This is a genomic window from Luteimonas flava (assembly GCF_036584485.1).
GTDB lineage: Bacteria > Pseudomonadota > Gammaproteobacteria > Xanthomonadales > Xanthomonadaceae > Luteimonas > Luteimonas flava.
Genome location: NZ_JAZHBM010000001.1, coordinates 1,460,670 through 1,481,247, shown reverse-complemented (window position 1 = coordinate 1,481,247; position 20,578 = coordinate 1,460,670). Strand labels below are relative to the sequence as shown.

Below are 20,578 nucleotides of genomic sequence, written 5' to 3'. Positions count from 1 at the left end.
CGGCTGGATGATTGACCTCAAGGCCAGGATCGGCGTCCTGGGGCCTCGTGTGGCCGTGGTGCTGCACGATCTGACCATGGTCTGGCTGTGCTGGATCGGCCTCCACCAGTTCCGTCACTCGGTGATGGAAAGCTCGCCGACATTCGCATTCTGGTCGCCCGAGATCGCGCTGATCCTGTTCGCGCAGGGCCTGATCTTCTGGCGCGTCGGCCTGTATCGCGGCGTCTGGCGATTCGCAAGCGTTCCCGATCTGATGAACATCGTGAAGGCCTCCGTCCTGGGCCTGCTCACGATCATGCTGGTGCTGTTCGTCTACAACCGGCTCAATCTGGTGCCGCGGACCGTCCTGATCACGTATCCGCTGCTGCTCGCAGCCTTGCTGGGGATGCCGCGCCTGCTGTATCGCGCGTGGAAGGATCACGGCATGACACGGACCAGCCAGTCCGCGGTCCGGGTGCTGATCCTGGGCGCCGGACAGGCGGGCGAAACGCTGGTGCGGGACCTGCGACGCACGGGTGCCTATGACCCGGTCGGCTTCCTCGACGACGCACCCAAGCTGCGTGGCAGCCAGTTGCAGGGCGTGCCGGTGCTGGGACGTATCAGTGAGGTCGAGCAGGTTGCGCCGGAAACGGCCGCAAAGCTGCTGGTCATCGCGATGCCATCGGCGGATGCGGCGGCGATGCGCAAGGTCGTCGAAGCGTGCGAGCGCACCAGTCTGCCGTTCCGCACAGTGCCCAAGCTCGACGATCTGCTCGAAGGCCGATCGCTTCCAGGCGAACTCAAGGAAGTCGCGATCGAAGACCTGCTGGGTCGCAAACCGGTCATGCCCGACTGGAAGGCGATTCGGTCCTGGTTGCGCGGCCGCAGCGTGCTAGTGACGGGCGCAGGTGGATCGATCGGTTCCGAGCTGTGCCGCCAGTGCGCGCGAAACGGAACTGCTCAGATCGCGCTGGTGGAGATGGACGAGCTCGCCCTGACCCGGATCGAGAGCGAGCTGCGTCGTGATTTCCCGCGGATCACCCTGGTCCCGGTCTTGGGCGACTGCGGCGATACCGCGGTGATCGAACATGCCATGCGGTTATCCGCGCCGGATGCGGTATTCCATGCCGCGGCTTACAAGCAGGTGCCGGTGCTCGAGGCGCAGCTGCGTGAGGGCGTGCGCAACAACGTCCTGGCGACGCGCGCGGTCGCCACGGCGGCAATCGAGCACAACGTCGGCACCTTCGTGCTGATTTCGACGGACAAGGCGGTCGATCCGGTCAACGTGCTCGGTGCGACCAAGCGTCTGGCCGAAATGGTGTGTCAGGACCTGGCAGGCGGTTCGTCCACTGATTTCATCACCGTGCGATTCGGCAACGTGCTCGATTCGGCCGGCAGCGTCGTGCCGTTGTTCCGCGAGCAGATCCGTCGCGGCGGGCCGGTCACCGTGACCGATCCCGAGGTCACCCGCTATTTCATGACGATTCCAGAGGCCTGCCAGCTGATCATGCAATCGGTGGCGATCGGCTCGGCGCAGGCGGTCTACACGCTCGATATGGGCGAGCCGGTATCGATCCGCCTGCTGGCCGAGCAGATGATCCGCCTGGCGGGCAAGCACCCTGACCACGATGTCGCGATCGTCTATTCCGGTCTGCGTCCGGGCGAGAAGCTGCACGAAACCCTGTTCCACGCGGACGAACGGTACCGCCCGACCACGCATCCGAAGATCCTGCTTGCCGAAGCACGCACCGTGCATGCGGAGCGGCTCGCCTCCGCCTTGGTGAAACTGTCGGACGGCGTCGCACGCTACGACCTGGACTTGCTGGCCGCCTCGTTGCGCGAAGCGGTGCCAGAGTTCGCGCCGCTGCAATCGCGGTCCACACACAACGAAGGTGCGACGATCGTCGCGTTCCCCCCACGACACGCGAGACATACATGACGCAGAGGATCCGCAAGGCGGTGTTTCCCGTTGCAGGACTCGGGACACGCTTCCTGCCGGCGACCAAGACGGTACCCAAGGAGATGCTGCCGATCGTCGATCGGCCCCTGATCCAGTACGCGGTGGACGAGGCGATCGAGGCGGGCTGCGACACCCTCGTCTTCGTGACCAACCGATACAAACACGCGATCGGCGACTATTTCGACAAGGCGTACGAGCTCGAGGATCGCCTCGAAGCGGCGGGCAAGCACGAACTTCTGGAGAAGGTCCGCCGTCCTCTGCCTGACGGCGTGCAGGCGATCTTCGTCACCCAGCCCGAAGCGCGCGGTCTTGGTCATGCCGTGCTGTGCGCACGTGCGGTCATCGGCGACGAGCCGTTCGCGGTGATGCTGCCGGACGACCTGCTGTGGAACCGGAATGGCGTGGGCGCGCTGCGTCAGATGGCGGATGCGCACGAGGCCACCGGCGCGAGCATGATCGCCGTGCAGGACGTAGCGCGCGAGCAGACCGCCAGCTACGGCATCGTGGCGACCGACGCGTTTGAGGGCCGCCATGGGCGCATCAATGCGATGGTCGAGAAGCCCAAGCCCGAGGATGCCCCCAGCACGCTGGCCGTGGTCGGTCGCTACGTGCTCGATGGCCGCATCTTCGAATTGCTCGAAAACACCAGGCCGGGCGCGGGTGGCGAGATCCAGCTGACGGACGCGATCGCGGCGCTCCTCGCCGAGCAGCCGGTGCACGCGTATCGCTTCAAGGGCGTCCGTTTCGACTGCGGCACCCATCTGGGTTTGATCGAGGCGACGATCCGCTACGCGCTCGACAACGAGAAGCTCAGCGAGCCGGCGGCCGTGCTGATGCGCAATGCACTCCAGGAACTTGGCGTTCGCGAGCTGGAGTAACGCACGTCGTCACGCGGCGATGGAGACGCCCGGTTCCGCCGGGCGTTTTCGTATCCGCGTGCTTCGACGCGGTGTTCCCCGATCTGCCGCGAGACGTATCGGGGGGATGCAGTCGCCGCCGCCCTGTGACTGGAGTCGGCAGCAGCAATCACTCTGACGTCGGAGCGCCGCCAAATCGACGTTGCGGTGCGCCCGCGACACGCGACGGACAACGCGCTGGCGTGCGGTCCCTCCATCCGGCGTCATCAGCACGCTTCCCGCTGTGTTTCCGACGCACACGCAAAAAGAAACGCGCCCTTGCGGGCGCGTTTGCGGATCAGGCCACACCGTCGACGCCGCAGCGTCGAACGGATGCGCGGTGATCGATCAGGCCAGACCAGCCTGCTTCATCACTTCGGCGGCGTAATCCTCGACCACCTTCTCGATGCCTTCGCCGACGGCCAGACGCTGGAAGCCGATCACTTCGGCACCGGCGGCCTTGAGCACGGCTTCGACGGTCTTGTCGGTGTCGAGCACGTAGGGCTGGCCGTAGAGCGTGACCTCGTTGACGATCTTGTTGATCTTGCCGCTGATGATCTTCTCGAGGATGTCGGCCGGCTTGCTCTTGTCCTTCTCGGACATCTTGGCCAGCTCGATTTCCTTTTCCTTCTCGACGAACTCGGTCGGCACGTCGCTCGTCTTGTTGTAGGGCGGGTTCATCGCGGCGACGTGCATCGCCAGGCCGCGCGCCAGCTCGACATCGCCACCCTTGAGCTCGACCAGCACGCCGATACGGCCACCGTGGACGTAGGCCGCCACGTTGTTCGTGCTTTCGACGCGGACCAGACGACGGATCTGCAGGTTCTCGCCGACCTTGGCGATGACCGCGGCGCGGATCTCTTCGATCGTCTCGCCGGACTCGACCTTGGCGGCCTTCAGTGCGTCGGCATCGGCAGCGCCGGACGCCAACGCAGTCTGGGCGACGACGTCGGTGAAGCGCAGGAAGTTGTCATCCTTGGCGACGAAGTCGGTCTCGGAGTTGATCTCGACCAGCACGGCGACGCTGTCGTTCTGCGCAGCCGCGATGCGGCCTTCGGCGGCGACGCGGTCGGCCTTCTTGTCGGCCTTGGCCAGACCGGACTTGCGCAGCGCCTCGGCGGCGGCGTCGATGTTGCCGCCGGTTTCGCTGAGCGCCTTCTTGCATTCCATCATGCCGGCGCCGGTGCGCTCGCGCAGTTCCTTGACCAGGGATGCGGTGATTTCCATTGGAGACCTCTGAATTCGGGGATTGTCGTGCGGGCAGGGGCCCGCCTCACGGAATCGACGCCGATGGCGCAGCCAACCGCGCATGGCGTGATGCGCGCACCGTCCAGCATGGACGGTGCGCATGTCGCGGCGATTACTCGGCCGCGGGTGCTGCGGCAGCGGCGTCGTCGGCTTTCTTGCCGCGCGGCGCGCGGGCCGGCTTCTCGCCGCCTTCTGCGAACTCTTCCTCGCGCACGGTCGCCGCGCTCGGGGTCGCCGCCTTGCCTTCCAGCACGGCATCGGCCGCGGCGTTCGCGTACAGCTGCACGGCGCGGATGGCGTCGTCGTTGCCCGGGATCGCGTAGTCGACCAGGGCCGGATCGTAGTTCGTGTCGACGACCGCGATCACCGGGATGCCGAGCTTCTTGGCTTCCTTGATGGCGATGTCTTCATGGCCGATGTCGATGACGAACAGCGCGTCGGGCAGACGGTTCATTTCCTTGATGCCGCCCAGCGAGGCTTCCAGCTTCTCGCGCTCGCGGCGCAGGCCCAGCACTTCGTGCTTGACCAGCTTCTCGAACGTGCCGTCGGTCTCGGCCGCTTCCAGTTCCTTCAGACGCGACACCGACTTCTTCACCGTCGCGAAGTTGGTCAGCGTGCCGCCGAGCCAGCGCTGGGTCATGAACGGCATGCCGCAACGCTCGGCTTCTTCGCGGATCGCTTCGCGGGCGCTGCGCTTGGTGCCGATGAACAGGATCATGCCGCGCTTCTGCGCGATGCCCGAGATGAAGTTCATCGCGTCGTTGAACAGCGGAACGGTCTTCTCGAGATTGATGATGTGGATCTTGCCGCGCGCGCCGAAGATGTACGGACCCATCTTCGGGTTCCAGTAACGGGTCTGGTGGCCGAAATGGACGCCGGCTTCGAGCATCTGGCGCATGGTGATCTGGGGCATGGTGGAACTCCTGACAGTGGAACCGGCCGCCGCGGGAAGGTATGGGCGGTTGCGCCGCGCGTGGCGGGGCAGTGGTTCCGGGGTTGAGCCTCCCTGTCGCCTCCGTGACCGAACCTCTTGCGAGGCACCCCGGCACGGGCTGTTGCGGCAGGTGTGGATTTGCCGGTGACGCCCGGCATTGGCGACCCGGTACTCCGGGCAGCCGCCGATGATACGCCGCCGGCCTGCGGGAGGCAATTGTGCTGGTCCGGGGCGTCGCGGGCATCGCCAACCGCAAAAGCGAGGCCTATCAAGGGTGATACGCAGCGGGTGTGGGGGCCTCAACCGAACCGGTGTGAGGTGCCGGGCCAGCGCGATCACCGCCGCATAGCTGATGAGTGGGATCCTGTCGCGGTAGATCAACACCGTTCCGCCGGTCCTGTGGCCGGGAAGTGGCGGATTCGGCGATAATGGCGGCATGAGTATCCACACCAAGACGCCCGAAGAAATCGAGAAGATGCGCGTGGCCGGCCGGCTGGCCGCCGAGGTGCTGCAGATCGTCGCCCCGCATGTGAAGCCGGGTGTGACGACCGAGGAACTGGACCGCATCTGCTACGACCACATCATCCGGGTGCAGGGCGCGATTCCGGCCAACGTCGGCTACAAGGGTTATCCCAAGACGACGTGCATCTCGGCCAACAACGTCATCTGCCACGGCATTCCGAACGACGGCAAGGTCCTCAAGGACGGCGACATCATCAATATCGATGTCACCGTGATCAAGGACGGCTGGCACGGCGACACCAGCCGCATGTACTTCGTCGGCACCCCGTCGGTGATGGCGCGGCGCCTGGTCGAGGTGACGCGCGAGGCGATGTGGCGCGGCATCCGTGAAGTGAAGCCGGGCGCGACGCTGGGCGATGTGGGTCACGCGATCCAGAAGTATGCCGAGGCCGAGCGTTTCAGCGTGGTGCGCGAGTACTGCGGCCACGGCATCGGCAAGGTCTACCACGACGAACCGCAGGTGCTGCATTACGGCACGCCGGGCGCCGGCGTCGTGCTCAAGGAAGGCATGACCTTCACGATCGAGCCGATGATCAACGAGGGCACGCGCTTCACCAAGGTGCTGCCCGACGGCTGGACCGTCGTCACCAAGGACCGGAAGCTGTCCGCGCAGTGGGAGCACACGGTCGCGGTCACCGCCGACGGCGTGGACGTGCTGACCCGCATCCCCGGCGACGACAACGACGCCTTTCTCTGACGTGGGCGAGCGCACCGCTCCCCAGGTCCCCGGCGCCGACGGCGACGACATGGCATGGGTGGCGGAGGCGCGTGCCGCGCTCGCCACCCACGACGCGCGTCTGGCACAGGGCTTCGACGCGGGGCAGCACATCGACCGTCTGCTCGCCGCGCGCGCCAATGCCGTCGACGGCTGGGTGCGCAAGGCCTGGGCGCGTTGCATTCCCGGCGATGCGCCGCTGGCGCTGTTCGCGGTCGGCGGTTACGGCCGCGGCGAACTGTTTCCGCATTCCGATATCGATCTGCTCGTCATCGCGACCTCCGAGGCGCAGGCCGAGCATGCCGAAGCCCTGGGCCGCATGCTCGCGCTGCTGTGGGACTTCGGATTGCCGGTGGGCCACGCGGTGCGCAGCTTCGAGGAGTGCACGCGCGCCGCGGAGGACGTGACCGTGCTGACCGCGCTGCTGGAGGCGCGCCCGCTGCTGGCCAACATCGGCGAGGTGCGTGCGTTGATGGACGCGATCGCCGATACGAAGGTCTGGCCGGCGGACGATTTCTTCCACGCCAAGCGCCGCGAACTCGAGATGCGCCACGCGCGCTTCGGCGACACGGCCGACAACCTCGAACCCAACATCAAGGACGGCCCCGGCGGCCTGCGCGACGTGCACAACCTGCGCTGGATGGCGCGGCGCGTGCTGGGCGTCTACGGCACCGAGGAACTGATCGCGCTGGGCCAGCTCGGCGTGGACGAACACGCGACGCTCGAGCGCGAACGGCGCACGCTGTCGCGCCTGCGCTTCGGTCTCCATCTGGTGGCCGGCAAGGCCGAAGAACGTCTGCGGTTCGACTACCAGAAAGCACTGGCCGCGCGGCTGCATCACGTCGAGGCGGCGGACAATCCGCTGGTCGAAAAGATGATGCAGGAGTTCTACCGCAGCGCGTCGGTGGTCCAGCGCATCAGCGAGCGCATGCTGCAACGCTTCGAGGAGCAGATCGAAGGCGAGGGCACGCTGCAGCCGCTCGATGCCGAGTTCGGCAGCCAGCGCGGTTATCTCGTCGCGCGCGACGACGTGTGGCCGGGCGGCGACATCGCCCGCGTGTTCGACCTGTTCGCGATGTGGGCCGATCACCAGGAACTGCGCGGCCTGCATTCGCAGACGGCGCGTGCGCTGGCCGAATCGCTGCATGCGCTGCCGTCGTGGCGCACCGCGTCGACCGGGCTGCGCGAGCAGTTCCTTGGCCTGCTGCGCGGGCCGATTCCGGTGCGCACGCTCGAACGCATGGCGCGTCTGGGCGTGCTGGGCGTGTGGATTCCCGAGTTCGCGAACGTCACCGGTCGCATGCAGTTCGACCTGTTCCACGTCTACACGGTGGATCAGCACACGCTCGCCGTGCTGCGCAACATCGCCAGTTTCGCGTCGGAGGCGCCGGACGAGCGTTTTTCCAGCGCGCACGAAGTCTGGCCGCAGCTGCGCAAACCGGAGCTGCTGCTCATCGCCGGCCTGTTCCACGACATTGCCAAGGGCCGCGGCGGCGACCATTCCGAGCTCGGCGCGGTGGATGCGCGCGAATTCTGCGAAGGCCATGGCCTCGGCGAGACCGACACCGCACTCGTCGAATGGCTGGTCAAGCGCCATCTGCTGATGTCGACCAGCGCGCAGAAGCTCGACATCTCCGATCCGGCGGTGATCCACAAGTTCGCGGCCGAGGTCGCGGATCGCGAGCGCCTGGACTATCTCTATCTGCTGACCTGCGCCGACATCGCCGGCACCTCGCCGAAGCTGTGGAACGCATGGAAGGACCGCCTGCTGACCGATCTGCGCAGCGCGACGCGGCTGGCGCTGCGGCGCGGACTGGAGAATCCGGTGGCCGCCGTCGAGCGCATCGCCGAGGCGCGCGATCGCGCGCGCGGCCTGCTGTCGGCGCACGGCGTCGAGGACACCGAAGCCGATGCGCTGTTCACCCGGATTCCGCAGGAGAGTTTCCTGCGCGGTCGTGCCGACCAGGTGGTGTGGCAGGCGCTCGGCCTGCGCGACACCGTCGACGGCGATGTCGTCGTGCGCGTGCGCCGGCTCGCCGCAGGCGCGCAGGCGCTGGAAGTCTTCGTGCATTCGCCCGATCGCGACGGGCTGTTCTCGGCCATCGTCATCACCCTCGATCGCCTCGGCCTGGTGATCCAGCAGGCGCGCGCGCTGGACGGGCCGGGCGGCACGATCTTCGACGTGTTCCAGGTGCTGCCGGCGGATACGCGGCAGAGCCTCGAACTCGCCTCGATCGAACGCAAGCTCACGACGGTGCTGACCGGGTCGCTGGATCTGCGCCCCGCACGTCGCGCGCAGCCGCGACATCTGCGCCATTTCCGCGTGCCGCCGCGTATCGAATTCAATGCCAGCGCCGATGGCCGGCATACCGTCTTCAGCCTCGTCTGCACCGATCGTCCCGGCCTGCTGGCCGATGTCGCCCACGAACTGCGCCAGCACGGCGTGCGCGTGCACGACGCGCGGGTGGCGACGTTCGGCGAACGCGTCGAGGACGTGTTCCGGCTCAGCGACAGCGCCGGTCGCCTGCTCGACGACGACGCGCAGGACGCATTGCGTACCGCGCTGCTCGCCTCGATCGACGGCGACGTGGCACGATAACGCCCCGTTTTTCCCCCACGAAGTCCCGCCATGACCCAAGCCCTGCAGACCACCATCGAAGATGCGTTCGCGCGTCGCGCCGAACTGACCGCCGCCGAGATCGGTGACGCCGTCAAACCGGCCGTCGAGCAGGCGATGCAGGGCCTGGAGTCGGGCGAACTACGCGTTGCCCAACCCGATGGCAACGGCGGCTGGCAGGTCAACGAGTGGCTGAAAAAAGCGGTGCTGCTGTATTTCCGCACCAACGACATGGCCGTCGTCGATGCGCAGCCGGCGCCGTTCTGGGACAAGGTCGAGCCGCGATTTGCCGGCTATGACGAAGCCAAGTTCAAGGCCGCCGGCGTGCGCGTGGTGCCGGGTGCGGCCGTGCGCCGCGGCACCTACTTCGGCCGCGATGTCGTGCTGATGCCGAGCTTCGTCAACATCGGCGCCTACGTCGGCGAAGGCACGATGGTCGACACCTGGGCGACCGTCGGCTCCTGCGCGCAGATCGGCAAGCACGTGCATCTGTCGGGCGGCGCCGGTATCGGCGGCGTACTCGAACCGCTGCAGGCCAGTCCCACGATCATCGAAGACCACTGCTTCATCGGCGCGCGTTCGGAAGTCGTCGAAGGCGTCGTCGTCGGCCACCACAGCGTCATCGGCATGGGCGTGTTCCTCGGCCAGTCGACCCGCATCTACAACCGCGCGACCGGCGAAGTCAGCTATGGCTACGTGCCGCCGGGCAGCGTCGTCGTGTCCGGTCAGCTGCCGGCGCAGGATGGCTCGCATTCGCTCTACTGCGCGGTGATCGTCAAGCAGGTCGACGAGAAGACCCGCAGCAAGACCAGCGTCAATGATCTGCTGCGCGGTCTGGCGGACTGAGTTCTCGCTTTGCGGAACATCACGCGAAAGGTTGCCCTCGCCCCAGCCCCTCTCCCAGAGGGAGAGGGGCTTAGAACAGAAGCACTGGAGCTGCGATGACCACCGTCTACGGCCTCAAGAACTGCGACACCTGCAAGAAGGCGACGAAGTGGCTCGACTGCTTCGGCGTCGCGCACACGTTCGTCGATTACCGCGATGCCAAGCCGACGCCGGAGACGCTGGTCGAATGGGCCGGCAAGCTCGGCGGCTTCGAGGCGATAGTCAACAAATCCTCGACGACCTGGCGGCAGCTGCCGGACAACCGCAAGGCCGCGGCCAGTGATGCGGAGTGGAAGTTGTTGCTGCGCGAGTATCCGCAGCTGATCCGGCGTCCGCTGGTCGTGACGGATGACGGTGAGATCAGTCAGGGTTTCAGCGACAACGGCTTCAAGAAGCGCTTCGGTATCGATTGAGTACCCTGGTGGGAGCGCGCTTGCGCGCGATGACGCGTTCCTGGTCGAGCCGCATCGCGCACTCTCAAAAAGGGATGCGAGTACAAGCGCGCTTCCTCAGTTCCGATTTCTCGTGACTTCAGGTGTGTCCGCCCATGTCAGCTGTTCTCGATCTCACCCGTGACCTGATCGCACGCAAATCGGTCACGCCCGACGATGCCGGCTGCCAGGCGCTGATCGCCGCGCGCCTGCAGGCCGCAGGCTTCGCGATCGAGTCGATGCGCCATGGCGAGGTCGACAATCTCTGGGCCACGCACGGGCAGGGCGCGCCGGTGCTGGTGCTGCTGGGCCACACCGATGTCGTGCCGAGCGGGCCGGTCGAGGCGTGGACGTCCGATCCGTTCGCGCCCGATATCCGCGACGGTGTGCTGTACGGCCGGGGCGCAGCGGACATGAAGAGTGGCGTCGCCGCCTTCGTCGTCGCGGCCGAGCGCTTCGTCGCTGCGCATCCCGAGCACACCGGCACGCTCGCGCTGCTGCTGACCTCGGACGAAGAAGGCGATGCGATCGATGGCGTGCGCCGCGTCGCGCGGACGTTCGAGGAGCGCGGCACACGCATCGACTGGTGCATCACCGGCGAGCCGTCGTCGACGTCGACGCTGGGCGATCTGCTGCGCGTCGGTCGTCGCGGCAGTCTGTCGGCCACGCTGACGGTGCGCGGCGTGCAGGGGCACGTGGCCTATCCGGACAAGGCGCGCAATCCGATCCATGACGCGGCACCGGCGCTGGCCGAACTCGTCGCGCGGCGTTGGGACGAGGGCTTCGAATCCTTTCCGCCGACCAGCCTGCAGATCAGCAACATCGCCGCCGGCACCGGTGCGACGAACGTCATTCCCGGCACCGCGACCGTGCAGTTCAACCTGCGCTACACGCCGCACTGGGATGCGCCGAAGCTGGAAACCGAGATCGCGGCGTTGCTCGATCGCCATGCACTCGACTACACGCTGGCTTGGCATCGCAGCGGCGAACCGTTCTATACGCCCGAAGGCCCGCTGCGCGTGGCGGCGCGCGAGGTGCTGACGACGTTCGCCGGCGCAGCGCCCGAAGAAAGCACCGGCGGCGGCACCTCGGATGCGCGCTTCATCGCGCCACTGGGCGCGCAGTGCATCGAGATCGGGCCGGTCAACGCGAGCATTCATCAGGTCGACGAGCACATCCGCGTCGCCGACCTCGAAGCGCTGCCCGATCTCTACGAGGCGCTGATCGCGCGCCTGCTCCCCGACACGGACTGACGCCTTGTCCGCGTATCGACGCGCGCGCATGCACGCTGAGCAGGAATGAAAAACACCATGACCGATTCCGCCATCGTCGCCTGTCCGCAGTGCCACACCCGCAACCGCGTGCCGCATGCACGGCTGTCGGAGGCACCGACCTGCGGCAAGTGCCAGGCCGTCCTGCTGCCGGCACACCCGATCACCTTGACCGCGGGCACGTTCGACGCGCACGCACTGCAGTCGGATCTGCCGCTGCTGGTCGACTTCTGGGCGCCGTGGTGCGGGCCGTGCCTGTCGATGGCGCCTGCGTTCGAGCAGGCAGCCGCGCAGCTCGCGCCGCGGATCGTGCTGGCCAAGGTCGATACCGAGGCCGAACCGGTACTCGGAGGCCGATTCCATATCCGCAGCATCCCGACGCTGGTGCTGTTCGGCGGCGGCCGCGAAGTCGCGCGCCAGTCCGGCGCGTTGCCCGTGCAGGCGATCCTGCAGTTCGCGCGCCAGCAACGCTGACGCGGGCCTTCAGACCCAGCCGGTCGCGTAGAACAGGCCGATGATCACGAACACCGCGAGGGTCTTGATCAGGGTGATCGCGAAGATGTCCTTGTAGGCCTGGCGATGGGTCAGGCCGGTCACCGCGAGCAGGGTGATCACCGCGCCGTTATGCGGCAGCGTGTCCATGCCGCCGGAGGCCATCGACGCGACGCGGTGCAGGACTTCCATCGGAATGCCGGCCGCGTTCGCATTGGCGATGAAGGTCTCCGACATCGCCGCGAGCGCGATGCCCATGCCGCCGGAGGCCGAACCGGTGATACCGGCGAGCGCGGTCACGGTGACCGCTTCGTTGACCAGCGGGTCGGAAATCGTGCCGAGCCCGCGTGTCACCAGCAGGAAACCCGGGAGCGCGGCGATGACGGCGCCGAAGCCGTACTCGGATGCGGTGTTCATCGAGGCCAGCAACGCACCGTTGATCGCGGTCTTGGTGCCCTCGGCGAAGCTGGTCAGCACCGGCTTCCACGCGAACGCCAGCACGGTGAGGATGCCGACCAGCAGCGCGCCCTGGACGGCCCAGATCGCCGCGATCCGCGACACTTCCTGCACGACAGGCGCGGGATCGCCGATCACGCTCGGCAGAAAACTGTGGCTCTCGCCGTAGAAGGTCGGAATCCAGCGGGTGAACACGATGTTGCTCACGCCGACCAGCACCAGCGGCAGCAGCGCGATCAGGGGATTGGCGAGCGTGCCGCCGGCGAACGGCGCAGGTTCGTTGAGCAGGGTCGCCGGGTCGCCGTAGCCTTCGCCGGCACGCAGCGCGGCGCGGCGGCGCCACTCCAGATACGTCATGCCGATGGCGAGAATGAAGACGCCACCGATCGTGCCCAGCACCGGCGCCGCCCAGGCGTCGGTGCCGAAGAACGAGGTCGGAATGATGTTCTGGATCTGCGGCGTGCCGGGCAGGGCATCCATGGTGAAGGTGAAGGCGCCGAGCGCGATCGTGCCCGGGATCAGCCGCTTGGGAATGTCGCTCTGGCGGAACAGCTCGGAGGCGAACGGGTACACCGCGAACACCACGACGAACAGCGACACGCCGCCGTAGGTCAGCAGCGCGCAGACCACGACGATCGACAGCATCGCCTGCTTCGGCCCGAACAGCCGGATGGTCGCGGCGACGATCGATTTCGAGAAACCCGACAGCTCGATGACCTTGCCGAACACCGCGCCGAGCAGGAACACCGGGAAATACAGCTTCAGAAAGCCGACCATCTTGTCCATGAAGAGGCCGGTGAACATCGGCGCGACCAGCGTGGGGTCGGTCAGCAGCACCGCGCCGAGTGCGGCGATCGGCGCGAACAGGATCACGCTGTAGCCGCGGTAGGCGACCACCATCAGGAACACCAGCGCGCCCAGTACGATCAGAAAGTCCATGTCGCCCCACACCACCCGCGGCCCGCGGGCCAGATGGGGCGCAGTGTCGGCGTGGCCGCGCACCGGCGGCCATTGTCCGAAGGTACGATGCCGCGCGCCGCCGTCACTCCCTAGTCTTGCGTTCGGGCGGCACCGTGCCGCACACATGCGACCCGTGGGAGGGGACACAATGAAGCGCAACACCATCCGGCATACCGCCCTGAGTCTGGCCGTCGGTTTCGGCCTGTCCGTGCCTGCGGTCCATGCGCAGCAGGCCGCCGAACCGGCGCCGCAGACGCAGACCGGCAGTTCCGCCACGACGCTCGATGCGATCACCGTCACCGCGCGCCGCCGCAGCGAATCGATCCAGGACGTGCCGGTCGCGGTCAGCGCCTTCGGCGAGGAACAGCTGAAAGACCTGCAGGCGAACAACATCGACGGTCTGCAGGGCGCCGTGCCCAACCTCAACATCGTGCAGGGCCGCGGTTCGGCCAACAGCGTCAACGCCTTCATCCGCGGCATCGGCCAGCCCGACGCACTGCAGACCTTCGATCCGGGCGTGGGCCTGTACGTCGACGACGTCTACTACTCGCGCATCAACGGCGCGCTGTTCTCGCTGTTCGATGTGCAGCAGGTCGAAGTGCTGCGCGGCCCGCAGGGCACGCTGTACGGCAAGAATTCGACCGGCGGCGCGATCAAGGTCACCACCAAGAATCCCTTCGACGACAGCGGCGGGGCGGTCGAACTGACCGGCGGCGACCACGGCCGTGCCGAAGGTCGCTTCTACGTCTCCGGCAAGCTCAGCGAGACCGTCGCGGCGAGCTTCGCCGGCGCGTGGCTCAACCACGACGGCTTCATCCGTGACCGCGTGAGCGGCAAGCACTACAACGACGACGACACGCGCGCGCTGCGTGCCAAGATCGCGTTCCAGCCCACCGACGACTTCCGCGCGACGCTGTCGATCGACCACACGAAGCAGGACGCCGCGCTGTCGCTGGGCCAGCCCACCGCGCCGCTGCGCCGCACCGATCTCGTGCTGGGCCCGGTCACGCTGTTGCCGGCGCCGACAGGGGAGTTCGATTTCACCGCGCGCACCTCGTTCCGTCCCGACCAGGGCCAGGAACTGAAGCACTCCGGCGTGTCGCTGTCGGCCGAGTGGGATCTGAGCGATGCGCTGCTGTTCAAGAGCATCACCTCGTACCGCGAGCTGGAGACGCATTCCTTCATCGACATCGACGCCTCCGAATTCGAACTCGGCGACGTGCTGGTCGCGCTGGACCAGAACCAGTTCAGCCAGGAATTCCAGCTGCAGTACGACAACGGCAGCAACCTGCAGACCACGTTCGGCGCGTACTACATGAAGGAGGACGTGCCGTCCTACCAGGAGGCCTACGCCGACGATCTCTTCTCGTTCGCCGGTACGCGCGTGCCGTTCCTGCGCACGATCGCCGATGATCTGAGCACCGAAAGCATCGCCGCGTTCGCGCACGCGAACTGGGAGTTCGTGCCGACCTGGACGCTCGCCGCCGGCCTGCGCTGGACGCGCGACACCAAGGACTACGACCGCAGCACCAGCACGTTCTGGGGCGCACCGCTGAGCGCGCTCAACGAGACCGTCGCCTTCTGCGCGAAGAAGAGCTGGACCGCGTGGACGCCGTCGGTAAGCCTGCAGAAGGCGTTCTCCGACAACCTGATGGGCTACGTGTCGGCGAACCGCGGCTTCAAATCGGGCGGCTTCAACGGCCGCGCCAATTCGCGCGCCGATGCAGCGGCGCCGGACTTCGATCCGGAATTCGTCTGGACCTACGAAGCGGGCATGAAGGGCAGTTCGTCCGACAACCGCCTGCGCGGCAGCGTCGCGGCGTTCTGGAGCGAGTACAAGGATTTCCAGGCGCGCGTGTCGCAGGACGTCGGCACGTTCCCGGTGCTCAACGCCGCCGAGCTCGAGATCAAGGGCATCGAGTTCGAAGGCAGCGCGCTGCTGGGCGAGACCACGACGTTGAGTGCGCAGGTCGGCTATCTCGACGCGCAGTACAAGTCGTTCGAGGATTTCCGTCTCGACCCCGCGTACCCGGGCTTCGATCCGAACGTCAACCACGATCACGTGCCGTTCTCGCCGGAGTGGACCGCGCGCGTGGCCCTGCAGCACGGCTTCCCGCTCGCCAACGGCGGCCAGGTCAGCGTGGGCGGCGACGTGTCGTACCGCAGCGACACCTGGCTGTCGGTCGACAATCGCGCCAATCTCAGCCAGGACGCCTACACCCTGGTCGGCGCCTACGGCGTGTGGGATTCGCCGCAGTACGTGTGGCAGGTCCGCGCCGGCGTGCGCAACCTGACCGACAAGACCTACAAGGTCGAGGGCCAAGAGTTTGCCAGCGTCGGCAACATCCAGACCGCGTACTACGGCTGGCCGCGCAACTGGTACGTGTCGGTGCGCTACAACTTCTGACGCGTCGCGGTTCCGACGTGATCGATGGAAGCGGAGGCCGCCTGCGGGCGGTCTTCGTGCGTCTGGATCGCGGCTTGCGCTGCGCTATGCTCGCCGGCGAATCGAGGGGACGCCACGCCGTGATTGCGGCATCGACAACGCGCATCAGTAACACGGCATGTTGAGTGTCGGCGTCGTCGTCGCCGCGGTCGGCCTGTGGCTGGCCGCGATGTTCGCCGCCGCGGTCTACGGCGAGCGGCATCCCGATGCGCTCGGTGCGCGCTGGCGGCACATCTACGTGCTGTCGCTCGCGGTGCATTGCACCTCGTGGACCTTCTACGGCACGGTCACACAGGCCGCGCGTTACAGCTGGCCGCTGCCCCCGACCTTCCTCGGCGCGATCCTGTTCCATCTGCTGGCGTGGCCGGTGCTGCTGCGGCTGGTACGACTGGCGCGCGACAGCAATGCGACATCCCTGGCGGATCTGATCGCCTCGCGGCTCGGGCGCGATGCCTGGCTCGCGGCGACGGTCACGCTGGTCGTCGCGCTGGGTCTGGTGCCCTACATCGCGCTGCAGCTGAAAGCAGTGGCGATGAGCTACGCGACGCTGCTCGGCCATCCGCAGGCACAGGCCGGCGCGGTGGCGCCGTGGCAGGACAGCGCGCTGTACGTCGCGCTGGCGATGGCGCTGTTCACGATGCTGTTCGGCACCCGCCGCGCGAGCGCCGCGGGGCACAACCGCGGCCTCGTTCTGGCGATGGCGTTCGAATCGGTGTTCAAGCTCGCGGCGATGCTCGCGCTGGGCCTGTTCGTCTGGTTCGGCCTGCGGGGACTGCCTGCACTCGCGTCGTCTGCGGTCGTGCCGCCGGTGGTCGGTGGCGCCAGCGGTTTCGTGCCGCTGGTGCTATTGGGCGCGGCGGCGATGTTCATCATGCCGCACCAGTTCCATGTCGGCGTCGTGGAGTGCCGCGACGAATCGCACGTGCGCGCGGCGCGCTGGCGTTTCCCGCTGTACCTGCTGCTGATCGCACTGCCGATGCTGCCGCTCGCGCGCGCGGGCAGTGCACTGCTCGGCGATTCGGTGTCGTCGGACATGTACGCGCTCGCGCTGCCGCTGGCGATGGGGCAGGAGGGACTCGCGCTGGTGGTGTTCCTCGGCGGCCTGAGCGCGGCGACCGGCATGGTCATCGTCAGCACGCTGACCCTGAGCCTGATGATCGGCAACCACTGGTTCGCGCCGGGCCTGCTGCGCGGTGCGTGGTCGCGTGGCGATGGCGACGATCATCGCAGTGCGCTGCTGATGCTGCGGCGTGGGGTGATCGTCGCGATCATGCTGCTGGGCTGGATATACAGCCGCATGGTCAGCGGCAACGACGCGCTGGCCGATGTCGGCGCGGTCTCGTTCTCGGCGCTGGCCACGCTGGTGCCCGCACTCGGCTTCGCGGTGCTGCGCCCGCAGACGCCGCCGTTCGCTGCCCTGGTCGGTGTGCTCGCGGCATTCGCTGCCTGGGCCTGGGTGATGCTGGTGCCGATGCTCGCCGGCGATGCGCCGACTTGGCTGCAGGCCTGGCCGGCCGCGCTCGCATGGCTGTCGCCCGATGGCCTGTTCGGGCTGACCGGCTGGAGCCGGCTCGGTCGTGCCGTCGGTGCGAGCCTGTTCGTCGGGGTGACGCTGACCCTGCTGCTGTCGCTGCGCCGTTCGCCCGACGACGCCGCTGCGCGGCGGCGGCGTCCCGGAGCGAGCCGGCAGACACTCGCGAGCGCCGGCCGGCGCTTCCTGTCGGGCGCGCGCGTCGACGAACTGCTGCAGGACGCGCCCGCGCAGGGCCCGGTGCCACGTCGCGTGCAGGCGCGGATGGAGCGCGAACTCTCGGCCGTGCTCGGCGCTGCATCCGCGCGCCTGTTGCTCGACGCCGCGCGGCGCGATGCGGGCCCGGACTTCGATACCGTCGCGGCGATCGTCGGCGAGGCCTCGCAGGACCTGCGCTTCAACCAGCGCGTGCTCGAAGCGGCGCTGGAGAACATGACCCAGGGCATCAGCGTCGTCGACGACAAGCTGCGGCTGGTCGCTTGGAACGCGCGCTACGCCGAACTGTTCGGCTATCCGGCATCGCTGCTGCGCGTGGGCGTCGAGGTCGCGGCGCTGGTGCGGCACAACGTCGGCAGTGGCCTGATCGGCGCGGTGGATGTCGAGGCCGAGGTCGACAAGCGCCTGCGGCACATGCGCGCCGGCACGCCCTATGTCGCCGAGCGCCGGCTGGCGGGCGGACAGGTCATCGAGATCCGCGGCAATACGATGCCCGGCGGCGGCTTCGTCGCGACCTTCACCGATGTCACCGCATTCCGCCATACGGAACGCGCTCTGCGGTTGTCGAACGAGACGCTGGAGCAGCGCGTCGCCGAGCGCACCGACAGTCTCGACCAGGCGCGTCGCGAAGCCGAGCGCGCGAACCTCGCCAAGACCCGCTTCCTGACCGCCGTCGGTCACGATCTGATGCAGCCGCTGCATGCTGCGCAGCTGTTCACCGATGCGCTGTCGCAGCAGTTGCCGGGCGATGTGGAGCCGCGCCTGCGGCAGATTCGCGGCGCGCTGGATTCGACCAGCGATCTGCTGACCGGCCTGTTCGACATGTCGCGGCTGGAAGCCGGCGGCCTGGTGCCGCAGCCGCGTGCGTTTCCGCTGACCGAGGTGCTGGAGCCGCTGGCCTCCGAATTCGCCGCGCTCGCGGCCGAGCGCGGGCTGACCTTCCGCTACGTGCGCAGCCGCGTCTGGGTCGACAGCGACCCGCAGCTGCTGCGGCGCGTGCTGCAGAACTTTCTCGGCAACGCGGTGCGCTACACGCAGCGCGGCGGCGTGCTGATCGGCGCGCGGCGCGTCGGCGGACAGGTGCGCATCGAAGTGCACGACACCGGGCCCGGCATTGCGGACGCGCAGCAGGCGGTGATCTTCGAGGAATTCCGCCGCGGCGAGGGCGCCGCCGGGCAGGGGCTCGGCCTGGGCCTGGCGATCGCGGACCGCATCGCGCATCTGCTGCACGCGCCGATCGCGCTGCGCAGCCGCGCGGGGCATGGGACGGTGTTCTCGATCGCGGTGGCCGGTGCACAGGCCGATCGTGCCGCGCCGCCACCCACCCGCGCGGGGCTCGCAGGCGCGCGCGTGCTGGTCGTCGACAACGATCCCGCGGCGCTGGATGCACTGGCCGCGTTGCTGCGCGGCTGGGGCTGCAGCGTGGACGCGGTCGCCGATGGCGATGCGGCCGCGCACGCGCTCACGCGGATGCCGGCCGACCTGTGGGTGTTCGACTATCACCTCGATGACGGCGACACCGGCATTGCGCTGCACACGCGACTCGCCGCGCGCTTCGGCGAGCGCCCGACACTGATCGTCAGCGCCGACGATACCGGCGCGGTCCGCAGCGACGCGCTCGCCACGGGCCTGTCGCTGCTGCCCAAGCCGGTACGGCCGCTGGCGTTGAAGTCGGTGCTCGATCGCATGCGCGCGATGCGCGGCTGACGCATCTCCCGCCCAGTCGTATCGCACATGGATGCCGTCATCCCGGCGCACGCCGGGATCCATTTTCGCTGTGTCTTCCGGGAACGGAAACGCAAGATGGGTCCCGGCGTGCGCTGGGACGACGAGCTTGAGGATCCATGACGGCCACCGGGATCCGATCGCCGCCTCGTTACAATCGTCGGCTTCCGCACGCTTCGACGCCGTTCCCATGCCCTACACCCCGATCGTCGCCACCCTCGGCTACGTGCTCTCGCCCGACCGCCGCCAGGTGTTGATGATCCATCGCAACGCGCGGCCCGGCGACCATCACCTGGGCAAGTACAACGGTCTCGGCGGCAAGGTCGAGCCGGACGAGGACGTCGTCGCCGGCATGCGTCGCGAGATCATGGAAGAGGCTGGCATCACCTGCGAGGCGATGACGCTGCGCGGGACGATCAGCTGGCCCGGCTTCGGCAAGCATGGCGAGGACTGGCTGGGCTTTCTGTTCGTCATCGAGGCGTTCGCGGGCACGCCGATGACCTCGAACCCGGAAGGCACGCTGGAATGGGTCGACGTCGACCGCATCCTCGAGTTGCCGCTGTGGGAAGGCGACCGCCAGTTCCTGCCGCTGGTGTTCGATACCGACCCGCGCGCGTTCCACGGCGTGATGCCGTACCGCGACGGGCGCATGCAGTCGTGGTCGTTCTCGCGGCTCTGAGGGATATCCGCTCGCGCGCGGCCGTCAGGTCGGGCCGAAGGCCTCGTCGTACCGCACGATCGCCTCGGGCACCGCGCGGCTGAACGACAGGCACTGGAAGTACGCGGGCGGCACGCCCGGCAGCGCGAGCCGCGGATTGGCGACGAAGCCGAAGCGACCGTAGTAGGCGGGATCACCGAGCACCACGCAGCCGGCGGCGCCATCGGCGCGCAGACGCGCCAGTGCGGCGTCCATCAACGCGACGCCGATGCCCTGGCGCTGCAGGGACGGCTCGACTGCGATCGGCCCGAGCCCGTGCCAGCCGCTCGTGCCGTCGGACAGGGCCACCGGCGACGTCAGCACGCAACCGACGACCATCCCGGCCCGCGAGGCCAGCAGCGAGACGGACGCCATGCCACGCGCATCCAGCGCCGCGGCAATCGCGGCCTCGGTCCCATCGGCATGCGGCGCATCGAGAAACGCGCGGGTGATCAGGGCATCGCGGGCCGCGGTATCGGCCGCACCGCAGTCGCGGATCGTCAGGTCGCTGGCGCGCGTGTGCATCGCAGCAGTCTAGTGGGCCGCGGAGCGGGCTGACAGCGACATCGTCCAGGCGCCGCCGGTGTATGCTCCGCC

The 20,578-nt window shown here is 67.9% G+C and carries 15 protein-coding genes; 11 read left to right on the top strand and 4 right to left on the bottom strand.

Translation table 11 applies throughout. The features are described from left to right. Nucleotides 1-7: 7 nt before the first annotated feature. A complete protein-coding gene (locus tag V3391_RS06980; protein WP_332077667.1) occupies nt 8-1,918 on the top strand; it encodes a polysaccharide biosynthesis protein in 1,911 nt (636 codons plus the stop codon). Then, nucleotides 1,915-2,817, top strand: a complete 903-nt coding sequence (gene galU / locus V3391_RS06975; protein WP_332077666.1) for a UTP--glucose-1-phosphate uridylyltransferase GalU — start codon at nt 1,915-1,917, stop codon at nt 2,815-2,817. The genes V3391_RS06980 and galU overlap by 4 nt, the downstream gene beginning before the upstream one ends. A 366-nt stretch (nt 2,818-3,183) precedes the next feature. Here galU and tsf read toward each other — a convergent pair whose 3' ends face one another. Together tsf and rpsB are read right to left on the bottom strand one after the other, a co-directional pair. Beyond that, on the bottom strand, nt 3,184-4,062 hold the full coding sequence (tsf, locus tag V3391_RS06970; RefSeq protein ID WP_332077665.1) for a translation elongation factor Ts: 879 nt from the start codon (nt 4,060-4,062) through the stop codon (nt 3,184-3,186). Nucleotides 4,063-4,195: 133 nt separating this feature from the next. Continuing rightward, complete coding sequence (gene rpsB, locus V3391_RS06965) at nt 4,196-4,996, bottom strand: 30S ribosomal protein S2 (RefSeq protein WP_332077664.1); 801 nt, start codon at nt 4,994-4,996, stop codon at nt 4,196-4,198. Between the two features lie 457 nt (nt 4,997-5,453). Between rpsB and map the strand changes: the two genes are divergently transcribed. The 6 genes from map to trxC all read left to right on the top strand — a co-directional run bounded on the left by map (nt 5,454) and on the right by trxC (nt 11,932). Beyond that, nucleotides 5,454-6,236 carry a type I methionyl aminopeptidase gene (map, locus tag V3391_RS06960; protein WP_332077663.1) on the top strand — a complete coding sequence of 261 codons (783 nt, stop codon included), beginning with the start codon at nt 5,454-5,456 and terminating at the stop codon, nt 6,234-6,236. Nucleotides 6,237-6,285: 49 nt separating this feature from the next. After that, entirely contained in the window at nt 6,286-8,853 is a 2,568-nt protein-coding gene (gene glnD / locus V3391_RS06955; protein ID WP_332077730.1) for a [protein-PII] uridylyltransferase, read from the top strand. Between the two features lie 30 nt (nt 8,854-8,883). Continuing rightward, on the top strand, nt 8,884-9,717 hold the full coding sequence (gene dapD, locus V3391_RS06950; RefSeq protein WP_332077662.1) for a 2,3,4,5-tetrahydropyridine-2,6-dicarboxylate N-succinyltransferase: 834 nt from the start codon (nt 8,884-8,886) through the stop codon (nt 9,715-9,717). A 95-nt stretch (nt 9,718-9,812) separates the two neighbouring features. Next, nucleotides 9,813-10,169 (top strand): arsenate reductase, encoded by a 357-nt coding sequence (locus V3391_RS06945; protein WP_332077661.1) that lies wholly within the window; start codon nt 9,813-9,815, stop codon nt 10,167-10,169. Nucleotides 10,170-10,303: 134 nt separating this feature from the next. Continuing rightward, the gene (dapE, locus tag V3391_RS06940; protein ID WP_332077660.1) at nt 10,304-11,440 is read left to right on the top strand and encodes a succinyl-diaminopimelate desuccinylase; all 1,137 of its coding nucleotides are present in this window, start codon (nt 10,304-10,306) and stop codon (nt 11,438-11,440) included. 57 nt (nt 11,441-11,497) lie between these two features. Beyond that, complete coding sequence (gene trxC, locus V3391_RS06935; protein ID WP_332077659.1) at nt 11,498-11,932, top strand: thioredoxin TrxC; 435 nt, start codon at nt 11,498-11,500, stop codon at nt 11,930-11,932. Between the two features lie 9 nt (nt 11,933-11,941). Here trxC and V3391_RS06930 read toward each other — a convergent pair whose 3' ends face one another. After that, entirely contained in the window at nt 11,942-13,345 is a 1,404-nt protein-coding gene (locus tag V3391_RS06930) for a GntP family permease (RefSeq protein ID WP_332077658.1), read from the bottom strand. Nucleotides 13,346-13,514: 169 nt separating this feature from the next. Here V3391_RS06930 and V3391_RS06925 point away from each other — a divergent pair, with 169 nt between their 5' ends. The 3 genes from V3391_RS06925 to V3391_RS06915 all read left to right on the top strand — a co-directional run bounded on the left by V3391_RS06925 (nt 13,515) and on the right by V3391_RS06915 (nt 19,963). After that, a complete protein-coding gene (locus V3391_RS06925) occupies nt 13,515-15,773 on the top strand; it encodes a TonB-dependent receptor (RefSeq protein ID WP_332077657.1) in 2,259 nt (752 codons plus the stop codon). Nucleotides 15,774-15,930: 157 nt separating this feature from the next. After that, nucleotides 15,931-19,266 carry a hybrid sensor histidine kinase/response regulator gene (locus V3391_RS06920; protein ID WP_332077656.1) on the top strand — a complete coding sequence of 1,112 codons (3,336 nt, stop codon included), beginning with the start codon at nt 15,931-15,933 and terminating at the stop codon, nt 19,264-19,266. Between the two features lie 208 nt (nt 19,267-19,474). Continuing rightward, entirely contained in the window at nt 19,475-19,963 is a 489-nt protein-coding gene (locus V3391_RS06915; RefSeq protein WP_332077655.1) for an NUDIX hydrolase, read from the top strand. 24 nt (nt 19,964-19,987) lie between these two features. Here V3391_RS06915 and V3391_RS06910 read toward each other — a convergent pair whose 3' ends face one another. Continuing rightward, nucleotides 19,988-20,506 (bottom strand): GNAT family N-acetyltransferase, encoded by a 519-nt coding sequence (locus V3391_RS06910; protein ID WP_332077654.1) that lies wholly within the window; start codon nt 20,504-20,506, stop codon nt 19,988-19,990. Nucleotides 20,507-20,578: the final 72 nt, after the last annotated feature.